The following is a 21,783-nucleotide window of genomic DNA, read 5'->3' as shown; positions in this document are numbered from 1 at the left end:
CTTATCCCTGCCTGCGTACCATTTCTGCGATCCAAACCGGGGCAAAGGGCGAGGTACAATCTTTGGATACCGGGTAGTCGCGATAGATACCCAGGGCTTGGCCGATGGCGACAGCGCGGTCGCGGTATTCGGGATGATGAATGCCGATCTGGGCCAGGGTTGTGTTCATGGTCCATTGTACCTCAGGTTTTGCAACGGGCATTTCTTTTTCGATCCTGTCCAGCAGGGCTGGCAGGTCGAGCAGTTCCGGTGTTCTGACCACGCAGCCGGCTGTAAGGCTCCAGCCGGCACGCGCACGCATCGGATCTTTCGTCGTCATCCAGTCCTTACGCAGTTGTTCCTTGTTCGGGTGGTTTTTGATCACATTGCTGTATAACCAGTCGGCTACGGGTACAAAGGTTTCGGCCTTTACCATATTGTCGAGTTGCTTATAAGGCAATAGCGTGGGTTGCAGGATCAGGGTGGCCAGCAGCCTGGCGTCTGCGATGCCGGTATTCCAGAGTTCAAGGCCCAGCTCATGGTTTGTTTTTATCTTTTTGGCGAGGTTGCGGATATCACCCAGCTTAACGCCAAACTGGTTATCGCCGGCTCCGTGTTTGCGGTTGTGTGCCAGCATTTTCTCATTGCTTAGCGCCTTAAGTTGTTCGAGAGTTTCTGTTACCGTCATAAGTTCGGGGGATTGAAGAATAGGTACCAGCCGGCTTGTCTGCGGATCAGCGGCTACGCTCCAGGTAACGTTCTAGCTTGTGTATGTTCTGCACCAGGCCTTCGTCTGCCTTAAACGTTTTCACGATGGTGTCGAAAAGTGCCGCAGTTTCGAACGCTACTGTCCAGTCGATACGCGTGCCCTGCGCTTCTGGCTGGAAAAGGACAGTGGCCATATAGGCCGGGTTATAGTGCCGGAAGCTGATCTGCTGCAGGGGGATGATCTCGCGGAAGATACTTTTGTTCGGGTATCTTTTGCCATCGGGTCCCTGCAGGGTAAGCAGCCATTCGCCGCCGGGGTTGAAGTCCATCGATTGTATGGTACAGGTAAAGCCTTCGGGACCCCACCAATGTACCAAATGTTCCGGCTTGGACCATGCAGTCCATACCATTTCGGGGGTAGCGTCCAGCGTTTTCGTAATGTGCAGTGTCCTGCCGGCAAGGTCATGGTTTACGGTGTTCATATGCGCTCCTTGATTGAATGTTCGGTTAGGTATTCATTCCTTATCGCCCTGTTTCTTTAAAACCAGTTTGGTCCAGTATACAGCCTGTTTGCCAGGCATCATACTGGGTTGGTGTTCCAGCCACAACAGGGGCGTCAACCCGTATTGGCCTGCAGTGGCAATCGTTTGCCTGCCATTGGTCGGAAACACATGGCCGCCTACACCGGCCGGCCCGTTGCGCAACGACAGTGCCAATATACCGCCGGGTTTCAGCAGCGTCGCCGTTCTTGCTACTGCGGCCTGCTGCTCTTCCGGGCAGATATGATGCCATACGCCGGAGACCAGGATAAAGTCGAACCGGTCTTCCATGCCCTCGAGCATACGCAATGCGGGCAGGGCATCATCTATCCATTCAACACCCGAAGCGGGGTACATGTTCATTCCGGTATGACGGAAACTGACCAGCGGTTCAACCGCGATTACCGAATGTCCCATACCGGCAAAGGTGGCTGCATCCCTGCCGATACCGGCTCCGATATCCAGGATATAACCCGGTGTCTGCGGAAAGAAAGGCATGAAGTCCTGGTGCAGCTCCCGGAAGTCCAGGGCAAGCGTGGCAGCGACAAATCTTTGTCCTGCCGCTGCATATCCTTCTGTACCGGGTACCTGCTGTTCCATATTCGTGTTGATCCATAAATATACGAAAATCCGTTACGCCGGAAAAATAGCGCGGTAATTTTTAGCAATGACAGGGAAAGGTGGGTATGCAGGACTGGTTATTGGTAGTCCTTTGGGCAAGGTATGATCCGGAACAAATGCAGCAAGGGGTTTAATCATTCAGTCCTTTGCCGGCCAGGATCAGGGGCAGGTACTTTTCGATCCTGGCCATTCTTGTCTTGGCTTGTTTGGCCTGTGCAAAATAAAACAGGTAAGCTTTCTGCCGGCCGGGCGTCAGGGCTTCAAATGCTGTTTTCAAACCGGCATGCTCCTGCAGGGCTTGCTGAAACTCTTCGGGTACCGGGTAATCTTCGGTCTTTTTCAGGGCCACTTTCAGACCGGCCTCTTCAACAGCAATGGCTTCATAAATATACTTTTTAAGTACGGCAGCTTTACCGGTTACTTCACGAACACTGGTAAACCGCGCCTGGCGCGCCGATTGTACATTAGCGGTCTGTTGTATCAGGATCTGTTTGCCATCCTGCAACAGGGCGCCTTTAAAGAACAATAAGGCACAATAGGTTTTAAACACATGGATCAATACGATGTTGCCCTGCCCGTGGGTATAACAGGGACAACCCCATTTGAGTTCTTCGGTAAGACCGCAGTCCAGTACGATTTTGCGTAGCTCCGCGATCTCGTCCTTCCATTGTTCTTCTTTTTCGAAGTACCAGTCTGCTTTAGGATTAGCGCCGTTCATAACAAGTTTTTTTAGTTGCCGGATCCGCAGGGTTGCGGTCCTGTTTTACGCGGTGAAATTAGCGGAAATTTTCTTGCGGTCGGCAGGCCTGTAGTACCAGGATAAGGCGGTCAGCACGAGCAGCAATACCGGTCCGAACAGCTCTTTGGCGCTGTCGCCGATGGCCAGGTGCGAAAATACGGCGCCAGACATTGCGAAGAAGAAACCGGCATAGGCCCATTCCTTAAGCAGCGCGGCCCTGGGTACGAGTATGGCGATAACACCCAGCATCTTCCAGATACCCAAGAGGGTAAGCAGGTAGGCCGGGTAGCCCAGGTGCGCCATCATGTTGACTTCCGCTTCGTGGTGCAGCAGCTGTACGATGCCGGTCGATACCATACCCAGCGACAGCCAGGCTGTTGCGATCCAATAGATGATCTTGTTTCTTTTGCTCATGATGGGCTATTTTAATTTGTTGACAATGTCCTGCAGCCGGTTATGCGCCATATTGATGCCCTGGGCAAAAGGCAGTTTCAATACCTGGTCCCGGATGGTGGCGGAACGGTATACAACGTGCATGGTTAGTTTGCTGGTGGTATCGGAAAGCGGTTCGAAATCCAGGAATTCCAGTTGTACATCAAAAGGGGCATTGCTCATCTCGAAGGTGCGTACGATGCGCTTATCGGGCACAAAATCGTGGATGGTGCCACTGGCTTCAAATGCCAGGTTGCCTTTGGGATCGTGGGTCTCGAACAGGTAACCGCCGTATTTCCGGTTCTCGAGCTTCCGTACTTTGGTGCCCATCCATTGTTCTATGATCTCTGCTTCTTCATAGGCCTTAAAGAGCAGGTCTACCGGCAGGTCGAAGCTGCGGGTAATGATCATTTCCTGTTTGCCGTCTTCGGCATGTATCCTGGTTTTCTGTTCCATATCAATTGGTTTGTTGTGTTGAAAAAATAATGAGAACGGAGTTACTGTTTTTTATCGGACGATTTATTCATGCGTTGTTTCATAATCGCTTCCAGCTTATTAAAGCGGTCGTCCCAGAGTTTGCGGAAGGGTTCGATAAAGTCTGCTACTTCTTTCATTTTTTGCGGATTAAAGTGATAATATATTTCCCGGCCGTTTTGTTCCTGTTGCAGCAGATCGCATTCGGTAAGGATCTGCAGGTGTTTGGATACCGTGGGACGGGCAGTATCGAAATTGGCGGCGATGGCGCCTGCAGTCATCGATTGCGAGGCCACCAGCAGCAGTATTGCTCTGCGGGTCGGATCGGCCAGGGCCTGGAATACATCTCTTCTCAGATTCATTGTGTAGCTATTTGACTACAAATTTAAGTGTAGTTATTTGACTACACAAAATTTTTTCCGGGATTTAACAAAAAAAAATTCCAGAGCGGGACTGCAATGGGGTAGGGGGTAAAACAAAATAACCTTTACCGGGTCAGGACCAGGCAAAGGTTACGTTCAGGGCGGAGCCGGCTGCTGCCGGCTTTAAGAAGGTATGCGGGGAATGGTTGTGACACGCGTATCCGCACGGTGCTTATGCGGCGCCGGCATTGCGTTCGCTTTGGTGTTTGGCTTTCCATTCTTCAATAAAGGCGAGTCCTTTATTATAGGCCTCTTCTTTATCAGCTGCCCGTATCAGTACGAAGTCGGGCATTTTCATGTCCGATCCCCAGTCGTAATACAGGTCTTTGTCATCGGGCATACTATTGTCGGTTTCTGTAAGGGAGAGTAATTCATAGTTTCTCCCGATCAATACTTTGAACTTTTTCATGATTCCTGTTTTTTGCGGTTTAAAATGCCTGTAGCCAGGGTGTTTAACCTTGTGGTTCCTGCAGTTTAAACTGCTTTGAAGCCCTAATGTTTATAAGGATTTTATAAAGTTATGCCCAACCCTCCTATTGCTTTTCCTGCAAGGCATTCCTGTGCCGGAAACATTGCCCTGCCGGCTGTACATTAACTGCACCTGGATATGCGGTTGACCTGTTGTGCTTTGCTGCTGCACCGGTTCGGGGATTTGTATACCCTCTTTCCGCAAAAGAGTACCCGGCTGTTTGCATTGCGGGCAGTGCGGCGGCGGGCCACACATTACCGATTACCGGGGTAAGCATTTCAACATGAGTGGATTGCCTTTTGGGCCTGGAAGTGCATGCCGCCGCCAATGCCCGCTGGCATGGCCTTTGCGTGTTTACTACTATTCTCTCAACTTTAAAAAAACCTCAGCTATGTGTGCACAGAACCAAAAGTATAGTAACAGTGGCAACCGTCGCGAACGACGCTACGATGATGATTACAACACAGACTACAGGACCGGTGGCCGGCAACGCCGCGGCTCCTCATCTATGGAAGAGGAACGTCGCTATAATACGGCCAATGAGAACCGCCGTAATGAATACGGGCAGCAGTACGGCCAGAATGAATACGGCCAGCAATACGGCCAGGACACCTATAATGAAAACTATGGTTACGACCGTGACCGCTATGGCAACTACGACGCGGGTTATGATGATGAAGATGATTATGACGAAGACCGCGGAAGCCGTGGTTATGCGTCGAACCGATACCAACAGGAAGATATGGACGACTATGACGACGATTATGATGACGACGACTATGGCAGCCGCAATAAGGATACCCGCTACGGCTACGCCGAATACGGCAGCAGGAATAACGAGCGTCAACGCAGGAATACCGGCATGAACCAGGATACAGGCTGGGGACAGGATTCGGAGCAATGGCGCAACCAGGACAACAACCGTCGTAACTACCGCGGGGATGAAGACCGTCGTAATGAACGCAATGACTATAACGATGGCGAAAACCGTAATCGCCGTTATGGCCAGCAGGCTTTCTCCGACAGGAGCAGGACGAGCCAGGGTGCTAATACCGGCACAGAGCGGCGTACCCGGCGCAACGATGATGACTACAATACTTCAGGATGGGGTAATCGTAACTATGGTAACGATCGTAGCTATCGTAATAACGAAGGCAATGACCGCGAGTACAGCAACCGGGACCGCGAATATAACGGCCAGGAATATGATACCGACCGGTATGCGACGAACGGCAGGAGAAGCCGCCGTGGTTTTGCCGCTATGGATAAAACAGAAGTGCGCCGTAACGCGGCTAAAGGCGGTCGCGCCGCACACCGCAATAACGGCGGCAGAAACCGGGGATAAGTAACACCCTGCTTATATCCGAGCCTCATGTTCCCGTAAGAACATGAGGCTTTTTGCTGTCCTGGAGATGCCAGGGGGAACAACTTCAATAAAAAAAGACAGCATAGTTGCCTATACTGTCTCACTCCGGTGCTCCATAGCTGAGTTGGTTCTGCAACTTATGTTGGTTATGGATACGCGGCTTTTTTATGGAACTTATGCTTCCATGCCTGATGTTTCCGGCTCTTTGCCGGCTTTAGCTTCGTCTTCTTCCTCTTCTTCATCGGCCATAGGGTTGATATCCGATTCTGCAATATCAGTAAGCAACTGATCGGTATCTTCTTCTTCCCAAAGCGTTTTTTCGAGCAGGGTGGCAGCGCGGTCATAACCCAGGGTGCGGGCTACCTGTACCAGGCTGCCATAGGATGCGATCTCGTAATGTTCGATTTTCTGGGCGGCAATGATCAGCGCTGCGTCGCGGGTCATCGTGCCTTCTTCCGTTTCTTTGATAATGGTTTCCGCTTCTTTGGTCAGCCCGTCCATGGCTTCGCATTTCTTGGCTTCTGCTTTCTCCCCGATCATCTCGAATACCTTTTGCAGGCGCCTTTTATGTTTTTGCGTAGCATGCATATGATCCTCGAATGCTTCCTGCAGTTCGTCGGTAGTCGCTGCTTTCATCATGACCTGGAGTTTTTCTACAAGATGATTTTCGGCCCAGTAGATATCCTTGAGCATATCGGTAAAAAACTTTGCGAGCAACGATCCCTTTGCAGTTTTATTGGTGTTGCCTGCTGCTTTGCTGTTGCTGGTACCTTGTGTATTCCCGGTCCTGGCAGTTGTGCCTGTTGTGTTTTTCATACAGTTTTTTTGAGGAGGGTTAAAATGAAATGAGCATTGTGCTTTACCGGTACGGGTACAAAAGCGGTACCAATCTTGCTGCATCTTCATAACCAATAGCTTGACAGCACACCAGGCTCCGGCTGTGGATATTTATGTACACGAACTGTATCTGCAATTCCCCAATGACGAACTCACAGGCATGGAACGGGATGGGGGGATATGCAGGGAACCCGGTGCTTTATACCCTGTTCCCCTGCTTTACCGGGTAATTACAACACTTTAGCTAAGCCATTAGCGTTGATCCGTATTGGCCCTGCGGCCTGTATCATCCTCTTCGGGGAAACGGGGGGTAGTGTCTGCCGGGTTATCATGACCATATTGTGCCGGCGCAGTGCCGTAAATATTGGTGCTGTCTACATTGGTACTGCGGGGTTGTTCGGGTACCTGCTCTTCGCTGTTACCCTTACAACCGGTTATACCTGCGCCAAGCAATAAAGCTGTGATTACTATGGTTACTTTTCTCATAGGGAACAATTTTGGTCTTTATTCAATTACAGTTCAGGGGGTAAAAATGTTGAGCGTTTACGGCTGGCTCTAATACGGATTCCGGTTATATTGCTGTCTTTAACAATAAATTGGGCGGCTGTTAAATCATCGGTAGTAAACGCTAATAATTCATGGCTACATATTTCGAATACCTGCCGGCATGTAAACAAGTACTTGCCGGCCTTGTACATACAGGTACTTTGTGAAATCAACAGTAACAGCCTCCTAGTCTGCAAAAGTTGCGGCAGACGCCCGTTATTTAACCGCGCATATAATACGAGAATAGTTGTTAATAGTTTTTAGGGTTGGATTTAATATCGCGTTAAATCCCCAGGAATTAACATAGCGGGTATCGAACCTTTTGTCCTTTTTTATGCTTAACTTACAAGCTACTCACACACTGAACCAATCCGCTTTATACTTTTTATGAAAAAAATCCTGATTATAGACGATGAAGTTGCTGTCTGCTCCCTGTTGACGAAGTTCCTGGACAGGCATCACTATGACGCAAAAAGTTGTACCTCCGGGACTGCGGCTATTGCACTTTTACGAAATGAACCCTTTAATCTTATTTTTTGTGACTACCGGCTGGGAGATATGAACGGGGCAGAATTGCTCGAGAAGATCAAGATTCTGCAACCGGGAGTCCCGGTTGTTTTTATAACCGGCAATGCAGAGTTGCAGATTGCCGTAGACCTGGTGAAGGCCGGCGCCTACAATTACCTGAGCAAACCGCTTTACCCCGAGCGGCTGCTGGAGTTGATGGGAGAGATATTTGACCTGCAGGATGCCGTTGTAGAACCCGCAACTCCTGTAAAAGCAATTGCTGCGAACAAGGCCTATGTAATGGGGACCAGTAAATACGCTAAAGAACTTTATGATAATGTGACGATCGTGGCGCCTACCAATTTCAGCGTAATTATCTACGGCGAAACCGGTACAGGCAAAGAGTCGCTGGCCAGGCTGCTCCACGAAGGCAGTGCATACCGCGATGGCGCCTTTATTGCTATAGACTGCGGCTGCCTTTCGAAAGAGTTGGCCGTAAGTGAACTGTTCGGCCATGAGAAAGGCGCCTATACCGGGGCTTTGCAAGGCCAGGCAGGTGCTTTCGAACTGGCGCACAATGGTACTTTGTTCCTCGACGAAATAGGTAACCTTAACTACGAGGTACAGACATTCCTGTTGCGTGCCCTGCAGCAAAAGGTGATCCGCCGCCTGGGCGGTACCAAAGAGATCGAAGTGAATACACGTATCGTTGTTGCTTCCAACGAAAACCTTGCGGAAGCGGTTAAGGACGGCCATTTCCGCGAAGACCTCTATCACCGGCTCAACGAATTCGAGCTTTTTGTACCACCCCTACGGGAAAGAGAAGGCGACCTTCCCGTATTTATCGATCACTTTTTACAAACGTCTGCTGCCGAGTTGAAGCGAAACATACCGGGTGTAGAGGACCAGGCGATGGCGCTGTTGCTCCAGTACAACTGGCCGGGTAATATCCGCGAGATGAAGAATGTGATGCGCCGTGCCTGCCTGCTGACAGCGCCCGGCCATATGATATCCCGGAAGACATTGCCACCCGAAATCCTTAACTACTCCGGTATGGAAGGCTTACTGGGTGATATGGTGGCGGATGGAACAACAGGAGACTACGATCTGAAGAATGTAGCCCTGCGTGCCGAATATGTGAAGATATTAGAGGTGCTCAAAAAAGTAAAATACAATAAAACAAAAGCGGCGCTGTTGTTGAACATCGACCGTAAGACACTGTACAATAAACTGAAACTGATAGAAGCCTGACCCGCTGCAAGCGCGGTTACTGGTGCGGAAACGTTATAGAGAACACGGATCCGTGCCCCTCGCGGCTTTCGAATTTTAATGAGCCTCCGTGTGCTTCTATGATCTGCAGGGTATTCACCAATCCGAGCCCCATGCCCTGGGGTTTTGTGGTGTAATAGGGCGAAAAGAGTTCCTGTTGCGCACCGATGCTCATTCCCCGGCCATTGTCGCTAACCCTGATAAAAGCGCTGTCGCCGGTTACACCAGCCTCTATGGCAATCTCGCCGCGTTCTTCCCCCTCTATCGCTTCGATCGCATTGACAACCAGGTTGACCAATGCCGTTTCCATTTTTTGCGTATCGGCCATAATCGTCAGTTCCGGGTCGATACTGGCCATTATAGCTACCTGCTTCAGCTGTTGCCGGTCCTGCACCTGTTTGAGCGCCTGGTCGACAATCCCGGCAACCCGTACGGGCGCAACGGACAGTTGGTTCCACTGCCCGGGTTCAAGCAATTGCCGGATCAGATCGTCGATACGCTGACAGTTACGTTGTATGATCGCCTGTTCTTCGCTTGCCAGACCGGCTTCGGTGTCATGTAGCAATTGCGAGGCCAGGACGATGTTGTAGAGCGGATTGCGTAATTCGTGGGCTATGATCCTTGCCATCTTACCCGTTGCGGTCAACTGGTTTTGTTTGCCTTTTATATGTTCCAGCTCCCTGCGTTTCGAAATGTCCCGGATCACCACCAGGAACAGTCCCTGGTCTTCATTCATCATGAACGCCGCTACCGTGGCCGGAAATTCGTCACCATTCTTCTTTTGCAGCACATAGTCGTTTTTGTATTCATCATCACCGCAGATGTTTTTGAGCAGGTCTTTGCTGTCTTTTTCGTGGAGAAAAAGGTTGCGGATGTCCATACTTAAAAAGTCTTCGGGCTTATAGCCAAACTTATTCACTGCCGTGGGATTGACATTGAGTATGCGGTGATCGCAGTCTGCGATCAGGAAGGCATCGTTGGCATGGAGGAAGGCATATTCGTAATAGCGGTTTTTATAAATTTCCTGTCCTTTGCGGGCCAGGAGCTCAAGCACCAGGCGTAAAGTATCTTGGTTGAAACTTTGTATGGGCAGGTTGTGGGTATTGCCGGCCGTATGTTTGCCGGTTTCATCGTCACCCGAGCCGCCACCCGCGCTTATTTGTAAATGCCGTGTTCCCGCTGCTGGGTCAGTGGTGAAAGCAATGATGAGGTCTGCGTGCTGTCCTGGTGTTGTATGGATCTTATAATCGGACAGCCAGGTACGGATATCGGCCAGTTCAGGGGCAGAAGCGCCTGTGATCATAATAGAAACGGGGGGCTCGTAGGGTAACATGCTGTTCGGTTTTAGACTATCTGGTTATCGGCTCCAATCATTGCTTTTCGCTTCTTCACGTTCCATGGCTATTTTACCACCGGTTACCGCTTAGGTAGCACCGGGGATATAACTGCCTTCTTGTACCCGGTTTGTGGTAAAGTTCAGGATCGCTTCTTTCGACGCCGCTTAGTCCAGTAAAACAGCATTAGGGGGATAAGAGTTCACGGAGGCAGTACTAATAATCAAACAATAGTCACGGCACAGCCTAAGATCAGTTTTTTTAAAACGCTAAAGCGCTCCTGTAGCCCAAAGGCCGGGGCCCGGGCCCAGGAAGGCTTTGCTGCGGATCACTGGTGTCGCACAACGGGTACGGGATGTAAACTAAGGTGTTATTGCATGTCGCGTAGTGCTTTCACGCGGTTATGCATGGTAAGGATACCGTCTTTTTGTTTGTTGAGCGTGCTGAGTACCGGGCCATCGGTCACAGCATCGCTTTCTTCCGGATCTGTCGCTTTACGATAGGCGTTCAGGGCCACGTCTTCGCCACGTTCGCAGCTTTGCAATACCGCTTTGGTATTGTTCACCGACAGGGCCTGTTTGATATCCATCCACACGCGGTACAGGTCGCCCGCGGCCGAAGTATCGGAAACCGGTTCTTCGCCGTTCCTGCCGGCAATTTCCCGTAATTCGCTCAGGTAACCTTCGCTTTGATTTTTACAGTCCTGGAATAAGTCCTTGAGTTGTGGATCCTCGGTCTGTTCTATGGCTTTGTCATAGCCTTCACGGCGGTCTAAATTGGTCTGGATGATCTTATTCACATGATCCATGGTTTGATCTTGCATAGCTGATGTTTTTTTGGTTAAATTTTTTAATGCATGTTATGAATTGTGTCGGGTATCGGGGTGGGCGCTTGCCTGTGCATCGGTAGTGTGTCTACACCATTGGGCGCGTGGTAGTCATGCATCCTGCGGTTGGATGTCGTATCGCTTTTATCGCGATCTTTCTTTTTCTTTTTTTGCTGGTTCATCTCGCTCTTATTGCGTTGGGTGTCTTGTCTCATATCCTGTGCGGGGAGCAAGGTCGCAAAGGCCATCGAACCGGCCAGGAATGCTCCGAAAATATAACGGTTCATAGTATTCAATTTAGAAGGTTAAAAAATCATGCGGGATTTGTGTGCTGTGTACTAATGCGCAGGTAGCGTATCACGCATATGTTTGCTGGTATCCACCACGGCGGGTGGCATTGCCGGTGTGCCGGTGTCGATATGCGCCGGCGGTCCGGGAGGCAGGATCGTCATCGTGTCGGCGGCATTCATTTCATGAGGATCTGTTGTATTGTTGCAGGAGGCGCCCATTACAGCTATACCGATGACGATCGTGGCAAGGAATGCTTTTTGTCTGTTCTTCATGATTGCTCTTTTTGAAAAATGAATAGTGCCCTATAGTTTCCTTTATCTATGCCAAATAATGTACCGTAAAATTCACTGCCCTTATTATGAGTGTATTAAAGTAAATACCAGGTATACTGTTGGGGAATAGCCTGTACAATGTTGCTGTATTTTTCCCCAGGTCCTTCCCGGTTTTATATATTGTTAAAACGCAGTCCAGGTCTGCGCATACGTTACTTCGTTCTCTTTTTCGGTGCGGCCTTCTTCGCGCTTTTCTTTACCGTCTTCGTGGCTTTTGCAGGCCGGGTAAGGCTTTGTTGCAGTTGTTCGATGAGGTCGTCGGCAAATTTGGGAACGCTTACCTTAGGCGCCGGCAGTTTTTTACCGCTGGCCTTTGCCCGGATCACTTTCATCAGTTTAGCGGTGTAACCATCTTTAAAGTCGGCTATGTTGAACGTGGACTGCATCGAGGTCACCAACGATTTGGCCATCGTCAGTTCGTTCTTTTTGGGCGCGGGTGTTTTTACCGTAAAGTCAGAAGGATCACGGATCTCGTTCAGGAAACGCAGGGTATGCAGGATCAGCAAACCATGTGCTGAGCGCACCAGTACCGGCTTTTCTTTATTTCTTAATACGAAAGTGCCGACACCGGCCATGCCGGTCTTGTTCAGTGCTTCTTCCAGCAGGCCAAAGGCCCGTTCGCCGCCTTTTGCAGGCGCCAGGTAGTAGGCGCTGTCGTACAGGATCACATCCACTTCTGTTACGTCTACAAAGAGGTGCAGGTCGATGGTTTTCGTTTTTTCCGGGGCGGCGCTCTCGAAGTCTTTATCGGTAAGCACCACGTATTTGCCATCGAGGTTATATCCTTTTACGATATTACCCCAGGCTACTTCTTTCCCGGTATTGGCATTTACGCGTTTGAAATGAATATTGGCCATGTCTTTTTTATCCAGCATATCGAAATCGAGTGCCCTGTCCTGCACTGCCGAATATAACTTGATGGGAATGTTGACCAGCCCGAAGGCTACAGAGCCCGTCCATATTGATCGCATATCGTTCCTGGTTTTAGTATGGAGTAGAAATTAGGATGCTGTTGCCTGTTTTATCTTCTTTAAGATACTGCTCATGAGTATGCCTTTGCCGAGTACGCCTTTAAACAGGTCGCCCCGTTCGTTAAGCAAGGCGGGTACATTGCTGAGCGTAAAGTCGCTCATCTTCAAGCCATGTTTTACCTCGTTCCAATGCAGGGGCATCGATACTGTTGCGCCGGGCTTGGGCCGTACGGAGTAAGGCGCTGCAAGTGTTGCCTGTGGCCGGTTCTGCAGGAAATCGAGATACAGTTTACCCTTCCGGGCCCGTACCTGGCGCTCCAGGCTGGTATAAGCGGATGTCTGTTGCTGTACCAGGGTTACGATTACGCGGGCAAACTCTTTGGATTGTTCATAGGTGTACTTCCTGCCCAGCGGGATATAGATGTGCAACCCCGTAGAACCGGAGGTCTTGGGGTAGGAGTCGACACCCAGGCTTTGGAGCAGGTCATGAATAACCTGTGCGACATCGATTACCTGGTTGAATGTGGTCCTGGTACCCGGATCCAGGTCCAGCAGGCACCAGTCGGGGTGATCGGGTTTTTTTATCGTACTGTTCCAGGGGTTGATCTCGATGCAGCCCGCATTCACCATATAGAGCAGGCTGGCTTCATCTTTGGCCACCAGGAAGTGTTTATCTGTTTTATCGCCTTCGCTACGGTAACCGTATGTGGTGGCCCAACCGGGCACCTTGCCGGTAACATCTTTCTGATAAAAGCTTTTGCCTTTATAACCGTCGGGGTAGCGGTTGAGCGACTGCGGGCGATCTTTGATATAGGGTAAAATATAATCCGCTACCTGGTGGTAATAGTTGACCAGGTCCCGTTTGGTAATCTTTTCACGGGGCCAGAAGCGTTTGTCCAGGTTGGTGAAGGTTAGTTCTTTGCGGCCTATTTTCCGCACCTGCGTTTTGTCTGTGGGATTGAGCAGTGTCATATAAGGTTGCTTTACGGGAGGGCGTATAATGGATTGTTTTTCTTTCCTGGCGGCCGTTTTCGCTTTGCCCGGGCTGCTTTTCTTTGTGGCAGTGCGGTTGCCTGCCGGTTGCTTTACTGCTACTGCCACCGGTGCTTCTTTTTCTCGGGTAACGCCGGTTGCTTTTTTGTCTTCGCGTAGGGCCAGGAATGAAGGGTGCCGGAATACGCCGTCTTCCGTTATTTCGGTAAAGGTGATCTCGCAGACCAGTTGGGGTTTCAGCCAGGTTGCGGTCGCATCAGGCGGTTTGGGTCTGAAGCGTGATGGCTTGTTATAGTCCGGTATCTCTTTAAATGGGCTCTTCTTCAATACCAGCGGGCGAAACCGTTTCATCAGCGCTTCCTGTTGTTGTTGATCGAAGCCCGTCCCCACTTTTCCCGCGTACTGTAACTTGCCTTGTTCGTATACGCCCAGCAGCAATGCGCTGAATAGCTTGGGGGAACCTGTGTTGCGGGTATAACCGGCGATAACGACCTCCTGCCGTTTTTGTACTTTGATCTTAAGCCAATCCTGCGTACGTATACCGGGCAGGTACGGGCTGTCGAGCCGCTTGGCCATAATGCCTTCGAGGCCCATATCCCGGGCCGCCTTAAAAAGATCCTGTCCCCGGCCGGTCACCGAAAGACCCAACCTGATGATGCCGTCGCCCGGCGGTACGATCGCTTTCAGCAATGCCATGCGTTGGCTCAGGGGCAGACCGGTAGTTTGTTTGCCTGTATACCAGAGCACATCGAAAACATAATATTGTAACTGGCCGTCGGCCTCGCTGCGCCAGTTTTGCAGCTGGTTAAAGCGGGCCATACCTTTTTCATCCACAGCTACGATCTCCCCGTCGATCACGGCCTCCACATCCCAGGCTTCAAGCGCATCGAGCACCGGGTAGAATTTTTCATCAAACACTTTATCATTCCTTGACCGTATTGTTGCTGTCTTCCCTTTCCGGAAAGCCAGCGCCCGGTACCCATCCCATTTTATTTCGTATGCCCAGTCTTCATCATCAAAAGGCGCATCAACCAGTGTCGCCAGCATCGGTGATAACTGTCGTGGGAAAGGCTTGTGGGGCAAGCCTTTCAGCGTAGCAGTGATACTGTCCGGCGGCTCTTCTTTTTTTTGCGTAGGTATTGCATCCCGCTTTGTTTTTTTCGCAGCCTTCCTGGCCTGCGCCGGGTTTTTATTTGCGGCCTCCGGCTCTGCGGCTTTGGTTGCTTTGGCTTTCGGAGTGCCCGGTTTTATTTCTTCCAGTGTTTTATTGCTCAGTACCGACCGGGCTTTGCGTGTAACGTCGGTAGTGGCGGCATGCTGATCCTTATGCTTGATCAGTAACCAGGAATTTTCTGCCATGCCTGTTTTTACAAGGGCAAATTCACCCTTCAATTTACTGCCCGAGAGGCGCACCTTGAGCGAACCCGCTTTTAACTGTTTCATCAGTGAACGTTCCTGCGCCTTTTTGCCTTTCGATTCATCGATCGGGATATAAGTACCTTCATCCCAGACGATCACGGTACCTGCGCCATAATTGCCTTTGGGAATAATGCCTTCAAAGTCTTTGTAGTCATAGGGATGGTCTTCTACCATCATGGCCAGCCGTTTATCCGCCGGGTTCAGCGAAGGTCCTTTAGGCACTGCCCAGCTTTTTAGCACGCCGTTCATTTCCAGCCGGAAGTCATAATGCAGATGTGATGCGGCGTGTTTTTGGATAACGAAGTGCAGGGCATCTTTGCCTGTAGCGCCTCCAAACGGTTCCGGCGTAGTCTTGCTGTTGCGTTTATGTTTGTATTGACTGAGCGACATAAATACTGCTTTACAGGTTATAAACAGGCTGGCAAGGGCAGACAGCCGCGAGCATAACACATTATCTTTACAAAGAGTTTGCAAAAAATAGCTGCAGGCCTTTCTCAGGGCTTATTGTAAAAGCCGTTCCTCAGCATTAGTTGTGTTTGGATGCGCTGTAAACGCTTAGGGTAAAGGGTTTCAGCGATCAGCTCCTTTCCGTTTAGTGTTATTGTGGAGAAAGTTCCACACTGTCTTTCGTCAACTTTTTAACCCGGATGCTGTTGGTGTTGCCGTAAAATGGTAAACAATATGCATCCTATTTCCGCAAACATGCTCCTTACGGGCAGGCTCAGGTACATTTTCAGAAAACGGCAGGTAATAAGGCCGGAACAACCGCAGAAAGCGGGTACCAAGAATACGCTGTTTTTAAAGCGACTGCGCAAAGGCGGTGCTACTGCTGTCTGAATGCGCTGTCTGGCTGATTTTTCAGCACTCAATTTTCTTTTAACACCTGGTATTTATATAACACATAAACAACACAACTATGAAAAAGCTACGTTTTCTGATCGTTTCGGGTTTACTGCTGGCGGTATTACAAAGCTGCGGTAATGCCGGCGATACCGGTAAAGACAGTAAAGAAACAGCAGACAGTATCAACGAAGCGCGAACGGATAACCCGCCCGCTACGCCCAGTACACCGGCATCCCCGGTGAGCGAGGATGATGCGAAATTCGCTGTAGACGCTGCTTCTGGCGGTATGGCGGAAGTGAATTTTGCAGAATTGGCCAAACAGAAAGGCGCTAATACGCAGGTCCGGGACTTTGCCACCATGATGATTACCGATCATACCAAAGCCAATGATGAGCTGAAAGCTATCGCGCAACGCAAAAACATCGTACTGCCGGCCGACCTGACCGATGGACAAAAGGACACCCGGAACGGCCTGGAAAAACGTATGGGAGCCGATTTTGACAAGGCATATATCGCACTGATGACGGATGAACATAAAAGAACCATCAAAATGTTCGAGGATGCCAGCGGCAAGGTTACCGATGCCGACCTGAAAGCTTTTATCGATAAAACGCTGCCTGCACTGAAACAACACCTGGAACATGTCGAAAGTATCCGTAAGATCGTAAAATAACTTCGGATTGGTGAATATCCGGTACGGGCCCGTTACAGTGTTGCGCTTGCTGTACGGGTCCGTTTTTTATTTTGTCGTATAGCCGGGGCAGCTTCAGGCACGCTTTCCTGCAATATTTACCCTTGCGCATAGCTTTAAAAAAAACCTAAAAGAGGGCCGGTTGCAGAACAATTCTTTGCGGGCTTAGTTGTTAGATTATCGGTCGCTTTTGCGTGCTGGTTATACGGATAAATAAGCTGCTTATGAATTTGGAGTTATGGTATGATAAATTATATGCCTGGGTAATGCATTACGGTCCGCGGATGCTTGTGGGCGCACTGGTGCTGGTTGCCGGCTTCTGGCTGATCGGCCTGCTTTCGCGGTCCATGAGCCGTCGTATCAGTAAACATAATGTCAATCCTTCGGTGCGGCCTTTTCTCATCAGCCTGCTTTCCACGGTATTGAGGGTATTGCTTATCCTCGCCGTTATGCAGATTGTAGGTATACCGATCACCCTCTTTACCGCCCTGGTCGCAGCCATGGGTGTAGCTGCGGGCCTCGCCTTATCGGGCACCCTGCAGAACTTTGCCAGCGGTATTCTGATCCTGTTGCTGAAACCTTTCGAAGTAGGCGACAATATTGTTGCCCAGGGCTTTGAAGGCACGGTTACTTCTATCCAGATCTTTTATACCATAGTTACCACGTTCGATAACCGTACGGTTATTCTACCCAACAGCAAACTCTCGAACGAGGTTATTGTTAACATCAGCCGGGTAGGGGACCGGCGGCTGGATATCAACCTGAAATTCCCGAACAGCGCTGATTTCAGCAAGGTTAAGGCAATTATTGAAGAGACCATAGACCAGGCCGAAGGTACCCTGGGAGAACCGAAGAAGCGTATTGGTATCGGTGAGTTACAGGGCGACAGTTATATGGTGCATATCAATGTATGGGTTAATGCCCACGGTTTCCAGGATGTAAAACTTCTGCTGCAGGAACGATTGCTGGAGCGGCTGAAGCAGGCCCGGCTTTTGTAAACGGGCAGGACCATTTATCGACAATAAAATAAAATTATTATGGCGGATATAGATCTTTTACATTGTGCGCAATTGCTCCGGGAGCAGCAGGTAACGATAGCCTTTGCGGAGAGCGCTACGGCCGGCCGTATTATGTCGGAGTTTGCACTGGCGCCCGATTCCGGCAGTTTCCTCAAAGGCGGGCTCGTGTGTTACGATGCCTGTATCAAAGAAGATGTGCTGGGTGTGCCGGCCGGACTGATTGATACCTATACGCCCGAGTCGGCCGAGGTAACTGAGGCGATAACACGGGGCTTAAGCCGGATCATACCTGCCGATATTCATATCGGTATTACGGGACTGACGACGCCGGGTGGCAGCGAAACACCAGAAAAGCCCGTCGGTACTATGTTTGTACAGGGCATAGTTAAAGGCGCAACGCCGGTGTTTGCCGAAAGGCGCACGTTTAGCGGTACGCCTGAGGAGATAATCCTGCAGACGGTGCACCTGGTCCTAGGCCTGCTGTCGGGTTATCTGAAAGTCAATGGCGATGCCTGGTAAAGAGCTCCCATTTTATTACGGTATAGAATAAAAAGAACAGCGGAATGCCTTCCGCTGTTCTGTTGTTTTTGCCATTATCGTTAACGGTTTCCGCTGCCGGAGGAACGACCGCCTCCATGCGAAGCCTGGCCGCCCATACGGGCGATCCGGGTACGCTGTTCTTTACTCATGGCTGCAAACCCCCTTTTAGCCGTACGCCCGCCATTGCCGCTATTAGCGGACGATCTGCCGGACGAGCCCCTGTTGCCGGAGGAGTTGCTGCGGCTTCCCGAAGATGTATTGCGCATGGAAGATCCCTGGCCGGAAGATCCGCGACGGGAGCGGTTATCACCGCTGTCCCTGTTCCCGGAATTGCCTCTGCCGCCGTGCGAGGCCTGGCCGCCCATACGCGCAATGCGGCTCCGTTCTTCCCGGCTCATACTTGCAAATCCACGGCCACCGGACCGTCCGCGGTCACCGCGATCCTCATAGTCGTCCTCGTCCTCGTCCTCTTCGTCATAGTCGTTGTCATAGTCCTCGTCGTTATCGTAATCATCGTCGTACTGGTCGTCATAATCGTAACCCGAATCCCCGTCTTCGTAGCCCTGCTCATACCCGGCCCGGTAACCTTCTTCGTAGTCATTGTCCTGGCGCTCGTCCCATTCATACTGGGCGGAGCGGTTACGGCTGTTTCCCGAACGGCCGGCATTGCGGCTTTGCGAACGTGTGTGCTGATTGTTGCTTGGCATAACTATAGATTTTGAAAATGAACAATAATGGTTACCATCCAAAATACGTGCCGTACGCTATGGTTGCTGATCTTCAGTTGGGTACCACAATCCCTGTGTGTAATGCTATCCTGAATATTACCCACTATCCGTATTTTTCTCCCCGGCTCAACCCGGCGTGCCGGGTGCCGAACCATTGCTGTAATGAGGTGGCTGTTTGTGTAAAAAAATACCTGTTTCGTGTAATGCAGCACACGCAATCATTTCAACTTCCTTTCAGTGGTTTGATTACCAGTAGGCATAGGGCAGGGGCATGCTTTTTGTGTATATCCCTGTAGCCTGTCCCCGGCATTGTGATTCGCGATAACCATACCTGCGCTGTTGCAAGTAATAAAATGAATTATGGAAATAGAAACAATCATACTGGATATCCTTAAAGCCAAAGGGATGCGTGTTGCGCAGGAGTATGAAGTCAGCATGCCTATTGCTGCGCTGGAGGAAGAACTTGCCCGGCTCGGTTTTGCTCATGACAGGATCCGTTCGGTAATCATGCAGTTATGTGTTAATGGCGTACTGGCCATGGATGAGATGAGCGTTTATCTCTATGGTAACGCCTGACCCCTTGGCAATCGTCTTTTGTTATGCTCATAAGTGTTTGCCGGAGTACCGGTCAGGGCGACAGGCTACCTGTTATCTCTCTCTTAAAGTATAATACTATGAAACAAAACGATAAGTTATACCCGGTCGATGTGGTGATCGAAACACCTAAGGGAAGCAGTGAAAAATATGCTTACCAGCAGGATACCGGTTTTTTTCTTATTAAAAAGATCCTGCCCGCCGGTATGGTCTTTCCTTATGACTTTGGCTTTATACCCGGTACCAGGGGCGAGGATGGCGATCCGCTGGATATCCTGGTACTATCCGAGTTTCCTGGTTTCCCGGGTGTTGCCATGCAATGCCGGTTGATCGGCGGCTTTACTGCGAGGCAGGGTAAAAAGGGACAGGCTTTGGAAGAAAACGATCGTTATGTCGCCGTTCCCCTGGTCTCGGATGTATTTCGCGGCCTGGGCGACTGGAAACAGGTTCCTCCCAAGATGTTACAGGAGTTGGAATACTTTTTTATCAACTACAATGCAGCGGAAGGCAAGGTATTCGAACCCCACGCCTACCTCACCGCGAAACAGGCCATGAAGAAAATCCGTAAACAAACTATATGACTATTACGCAACTGCTGGATACCGACGAACAGCTGGCCCCTTTACCCATGATGTTAAGGGCGCTCCTGGTTTTTTTTGCGGCATTGCTCCTGCTGCGTGTCGGTGGCATTCGTATATTCGGGCAGAAGTCGGCGCTCGATAACGTGATCGTTATCATGCTGGGTGCGGTGCTCGCGAGGGGCGTGGTAGGCGCTTCGCCTTTGTTTTCGGCGATAGCAGCCTCCGGGGTCATGGTGGTTGTAAACCGCCTGCTGGCCTGGGCTTCCGAGCGTAATAACGAGCTGAACCGCTTGCTGAAAGGCAATGCGGTGGTCTTATTCGAAAACGGTAAGCTACTGGATGAGGCGATGAAACAGGTAAACCTCAGTAAGTCGGACCTACTGGAGAGCCTGCACCTGGAAATGAAACAGGAGTCGTTCGAGGGTATAGACAAAGTTATACTCGAAACGAATGGTCGCATCAGTTTTATCGCTAAAAAGCAGTAACGACGCCTGTTTGTCGTTACTTTATAGCCACGGTTGCTGCACTTTTAACTGCATAGAAAAAGGGGCTTGTTAAAGCCCCGGGTATTTGGTTATGGTTGTTGGTCCTGGTAACTGTATTAATGTTTACGGTCAATGATCCGTTGTATGTCGCGCCAATCGTAATAATGGAATACTTTACCGTTACTCATGGCTACAAACATACCCTTGGGAAACCGCGCGCCCAGCGCCACATTCGTTACATCCGATCCGTCGGATTCGATAGTGCTTACCGGTACTTCCGCCAGGAGCGGATGGTCCTGGGCGTTGTCGGTGCTGCCTTCGCGCGAATAGACCATAAAGGTATTCTTCTGTTGGTTGGATACCAGGATATAACCGGTAGCAGGGCCCGTTTTATAGATCGAAATTCCTTCATGGTCTGAAATAAAGCCGGTACGGGCAAACAAGGCCAGTTCTTCATTGCCTTTAGCAGGATCGGCATAGTATTTATGCACGCCATAGGTTTCGTCTGAATAATAAACATAACCCAGTTCGTTATCCACCGCTATCGATTCGATCTCCTTCTTGCCGCTGTAGCGGCCGAATTTACGTACCAGCGTGCCTTTTACATGACTGGTGCCATCGTCTTCCAGACGGTATTGGTAGAGATAACCTTCTGCAGGTCCTGTTTTGCGGCCCACAATGGCGAATATAACATGGTCTGCAGCACGGGTATACAGCGATATGCCCATCGGCGCTTTTTCTTCGCTGTCGTCAAACACAGGGATGCCACCGTTATCGATCGGAGTCATATCAGGTACACGGAACAGGCGCAGCTTGTTCGTTTCCCGTTCGGTAGTGGCTACAAAGTCGGTAGCCGTACCGCCAAGTTGCAGGCCATAAGCCAGGTCTACGTTATTGGGCCGTTTCAGGCCGGTTACTTTATTCACGATCTTGCCTTGCAGGTTGAAGACAAAAAGGCCGCCGTCCGAGTCCTTGTCGGTGCCGATCACCAGGCTTTGTGCCGTGTCTTTACTGTTGATCCAGATACAGGGATCATCGGTATCATAGTTTATCGCTTCGGTCACCACCGCGGGTTTCAGGGCATCCGGTGCAACAGGCTGTAGTTTGTCCTTGCCTGTTTTTTCGGCATGACTGCTGTTGCAGGCTGTAAACCCTATCGATGCCGCAACACAGAGTGTCACAATATGTTTCATAATTACAATTGAATTTGTTCAGGAACCCTGTTCCC

General features: G+C 50.3%; 26 protein-coding genes. 8 read left to right on the top strand and 18 right to left on the bottom strand.

The annotated features are described in order from the left end of the window. Nucleotide 1 precedes the first annotated feature (1 nt). From B0I18_RS15205 to B0I18_RS15170, 8 genes are all read right to left on the bottom strand, one after another. Nucleotides 2-667 (bottom strand): DNA alkylation repair protein, encoded by a 666-nt coding sequence (locus B0I18_RS15205; protein WP_106523580.1) that lies wholly within the window; start codon nucleotides 665-667, stop codon nucleotides 2-4. A 46-nt stretch (nucleotides 668-713) separates the two neighbouring features. Then, complete coding sequence (locus B0I18_RS15200; protein WP_106523579.1) at nucleotides 714-1,169, bottom strand: SRPBCC domain-containing protein; 456 nt, start codon at nucleotides 1,167-1,169, stop codon at nucleotides 714-716. Between the two features lie 33 nt (nucleotides 1,170-1,202). Next, a complete protein-coding gene (locus B0I18_RS15195) occupies nucleotides 1,203-1,826 on the bottom strand; it encodes a class I SAM-dependent methyltransferase (RefSeq protein ID WP_106523578.1) in 624 nt (207 codons plus the stop codon). 151 nt (nucleotides 1,827-1,977) lie between these two features. After that, a complete protein-coding gene (locus B0I18_RS15190; protein ID WP_106523577.1) occupies nucleotides 1,978-2,565 on the bottom strand; it encodes a YdeI/OmpD-associated family protein in 588 nt (195 codons plus the stop codon). 45 nt (nucleotides 2,566-2,610) lie between these two features. Next, nucleotides 2,611-3,000, bottom strand: coding sequence for a DoxX family protein (locus tag B0I18_RS15185; RefSeq protein WP_106523576.1), 390 nt, complete (start codon nucleotides 2,998-3,000; stop codon nucleotides 2,611-2,613). A gap of 6 nt (nucleotides 3,001-3,006) precedes the next feature. Then, entirely contained in the window at nucleotides 3,007-3,474 is a 468-nt protein-coding gene (locus tag B0I18_RS15180) for an SRPBCC family protein (RefSeq protein ID WP_106523575.1), read from the bottom strand. A 41-nt stretch (nucleotides 3,475-3,515) separates the two neighbouring features. Beyond that, entirely contained in the window at nucleotides 3,516-3,854 is a 339-nt protein-coding gene (locus B0I18_RS15175; protein WP_106523574.1) for an ArsR/SmtB family transcription factor, read from the bottom strand. Nucleotides 3,855-4,086: 232 nt separating this feature from the next. After that, nucleotides 4,087-4,323: a hypothetical protein gene (locus B0I18_RS15170; RefSeq protein WP_106523573.1), complete on the bottom strand. Its 237-nt coding sequence runs from the start codon at nucleotides 4,321-4,323 to the stop codon at nucleotides 4,087-4,089. Between the two features lie 451 nt (nucleotides 4,324-4,774). Between B0I18_RS15170 and B0I18_RS15165 the strand changes: the two genes are divergently transcribed. Then, nucleotides 4,775-5,728 carry a hypothetical protein gene (locus B0I18_RS15165; protein ID WP_106523572.1) on the top strand — a complete coding sequence of 318 codons (954 nt, stop codon included), beginning with the start codon at nucleotides 4,775-4,777 and terminating at the stop codon, nucleotides 5,726-5,728. 195 nt (nucleotides 5,729-5,923) lie between these two features. Here the strand turns inward: B0I18_RS15165 and B0I18_RS15160 are convergent, their stop codons facing one another. Beyond that, nucleotides 5,924-6,565: a ferritin-like domain-containing protein gene (locus B0I18_RS15160; protein ID WP_106523571.1), complete on the bottom strand. Its 642-nt coding sequence runs from the start codon at nucleotides 6,563-6,565 to the stop codon at nucleotides 5,924-5,926. Between the two features lie 273 nt (nucleotides 6,566-6,838). Then, the gene (locus tag B0I18_RS15155; RefSeq protein WP_106523570.1) at nucleotides 6,839-7,072 is read right to left on the bottom strand and encodes a hypothetical protein; all 234 of its coding nucleotides are present in this window, start codon (nucleotides 7,070-7,072) and stop codon (nucleotides 6,839-6,841) included. 447 nt (nucleotides 7,073-7,519) lie between these two features. Between B0I18_RS15155 and B0I18_RS15150 the strand changes: the two genes are divergently transcribed. Continuing rightward, entirely contained in the window at nucleotides 7,520-8,890 is a 1,371-nt protein-coding gene (locus B0I18_RS15150; RefSeq protein ID WP_106523569.1) for a sigma-54-dependent transcriptional regulator, read from the top strand. 16 nt (nucleotides 8,891-8,906) lie between these two features. Here B0I18_RS15150 and B0I18_RS15145 read toward each other — a convergent pair whose 3' ends face one another. The 6 genes from B0I18_RS15145 to ligD form a co-directional block, all read right to left on the bottom strand. Beyond that, on the bottom strand, nucleotides 8,907-10,241 hold the full coding sequence (locus B0I18_RS15145; protein WP_106523568.1) for a two-component system sensor histidine kinase NtrB: 1,335 nt from the start codon (nucleotides 10,239-10,241) through the stop codon (nucleotides 8,907-8,909). 371 nt (nucleotides 10,242-10,612) lie between these two features. After that, nucleotides 10,613-11,065 carry a ferritin-like domain-containing protein gene (locus B0I18_RS15140; protein ID WP_106523567.1) on the bottom strand — a complete coding sequence of 151 codons (453 nt, stop codon included), beginning with the start codon at nucleotides 11,063-11,065 and terminating at the stop codon, nucleotides 10,613-10,615. A 26-nt stretch (nucleotides 11,066-11,091) separates the two neighbouring features. Continuing rightward, nucleotides 11,092-11,355: a hypothetical protein gene (locus B0I18_RS15135; RefSeq protein WP_106523566.1), complete on the bottom strand. Its 264-nt coding sequence runs from the start codon at nucleotides 11,353-11,355 to the stop codon at nucleotides 11,092-11,094. A gap of 51 nt (nucleotides 11,356-11,406) precedes the next feature. Beyond that, nucleotides 11,407-11,631 carry a hypothetical protein gene (locus B0I18_RS15130; RefSeq protein WP_106523565.1) on the bottom strand — a complete coding sequence of 75 codons (225 nt, stop codon included), beginning with the start codon at nucleotides 11,629-11,631 and terminating at the stop codon, nucleotides 11,407-11,409. A gap of 212 nt (nucleotides 11,632-11,843) precedes the next feature. After that, the gene (ku, locus tag B0I18_RS15125; protein ID WP_106523564.1) at nucleotides 11,844-12,662 is read right to left on the bottom strand and encodes a non-homologous end joining protein Ku; all 819 of its coding nucleotides are present in this window, start codon (nucleotides 12,660-12,662) and stop codon (nucleotides 11,844-11,846) included. A 30-nt stretch (nucleotides 12,663-12,692) separates the two neighbouring features. Continuing rightward, complete coding sequence (gene ligD / locus B0I18_RS15120) at nucleotides 12,693-15,464, bottom strand: DNA ligase D (RefSeq protein ID WP_106523603.1); 2,772 nt, start codon at nucleotides 15,462-15,464, stop codon at nucleotides 12,693-12,695. Between the two features lie 526 nt (nucleotides 15,465-15,990). Between ligD and B0I18_RS15115 the strand changes: the two genes are divergently transcribed. The 3 genes from B0I18_RS15115 to B0I18_RS15105 all read left to right on the top strand — a co-directional run bounded on the left by B0I18_RS15115 (nucleotide 15,991) and on the right by B0I18_RS15105 (nucleotide 18,146). Further along, nucleotides 15,991-16,590: a DUF4142 domain-containing protein gene (locus B0I18_RS15115; RefSeq protein WP_106523563.1), complete on the top strand. Its 600-nt coding sequence runs from the start codon at nucleotides 15,991-15,993 to the stop codon at nucleotides 16,588-16,590. A gap of 242 nt (nucleotides 16,591-16,832) precedes the next feature. Next, nucleotides 16,833-17,606: a mechanosensitive ion channel family protein gene (locus B0I18_RS15110; protein ID WP_106523562.1), complete on the top strand. Its 774-nt coding sequence runs from the start codon at nucleotides 16,833-16,835 to the stop codon at nucleotides 17,604-17,606. A gap of 39 nt (nucleotides 17,607-17,645) precedes the next feature. Beyond that, nucleotides 17,646-18,146 carry a CinA family protein gene (locus B0I18_RS15105; RefSeq protein WP_106523561.1) on the top strand — a complete coding sequence of 167 codons (501 nt, stop codon included), beginning with the start codon at nucleotides 17,646-17,648 and terminating at the stop codon, nucleotides 18,144-18,146. A gap of 80 nt (nucleotides 18,147-18,226) precedes the next feature. Here B0I18_RS15105 and B0I18_RS15100 read toward each other — a convergent pair whose 3' ends face one another. Next, on the bottom strand, nucleotides 18,227-18,874 hold the full coding sequence (locus tag B0I18_RS15100; protein WP_106523560.1) for a KGG domain-containing protein: 648 nt from the start codon (nucleotides 18,872-18,874) through the stop codon (nucleotides 18,227-18,229). Between the two features lie 381 nt (nucleotides 18,875-19,255). Between B0I18_RS15100 and B0I18_RS15095 the strand changes: the two genes are divergently transcribed. From B0I18_RS15095 to B0I18_RS15085, 3 genes are all read left to right on the top strand, one after another. Next, a complete protein-coding gene (locus tag B0I18_RS15095) occupies nucleotides 19,256-19,471 on the top strand; it encodes a hypothetical protein (RefSeq protein WP_106523559.1) in 216 nt (71 codons plus the stop codon). A 98-nt stretch (nucleotides 19,472-19,569) separates the two neighbouring features. Next, nucleotides 19,570-20,070, top strand: a complete 501-nt coding sequence (locus tag B0I18_RS15090) for an inorganic diphosphatase (RefSeq protein ID WP_181358486.1) — start codon at nucleotides 19,570-19,572, stop codon at nucleotides 20,068-20,070. After that, nucleotides 20,067-20,555 (top strand): DUF421 domain-containing protein, encoded by a 489-nt coding sequence (locus tag B0I18_RS15085; RefSeq protein WP_106523557.1) that lies wholly within the window; start codon nucleotides 20,067-20,069, stop codon nucleotides 20,553-20,555. Before B0I18_RS15090 ends, B0I18_RS15085 begins: the two co-directional genes overlap by 4 nt. 116 nt (nucleotides 20,556-20,671) lie before the next feature. On the opposite strand, the gene B0I18_RS15080 is transcribed toward B0I18_RS15085, so the two are convergent. Further along, the gene (locus tag B0I18_RS15080) at nucleotides 20,672-21,748 is read right to left on the bottom strand and encodes a phytase (protein ID WP_106523556.1); all 1,077 of its coding nucleotides are present in this window, start codon (nucleotides 21,746-21,748) and stop codon (nucleotides 20,672-20,674) included. Between the last annotated feature and the right edge of the window lie 35 nt (nucleotides 21,749-21,783).

The organism is Taibaiella chishuiensis (assembly GCF_003014535.1).
GTDB classification, from domain to species: Bacteria; Bacteroidota; Bacteroidia; order Chitinophagales; family Chitinophagaceae; genus Taibaiella; species Taibaiella chishuiensis.
This window is presented reverse-complemented; position numbering and strand designations above follow the sequence as displayed.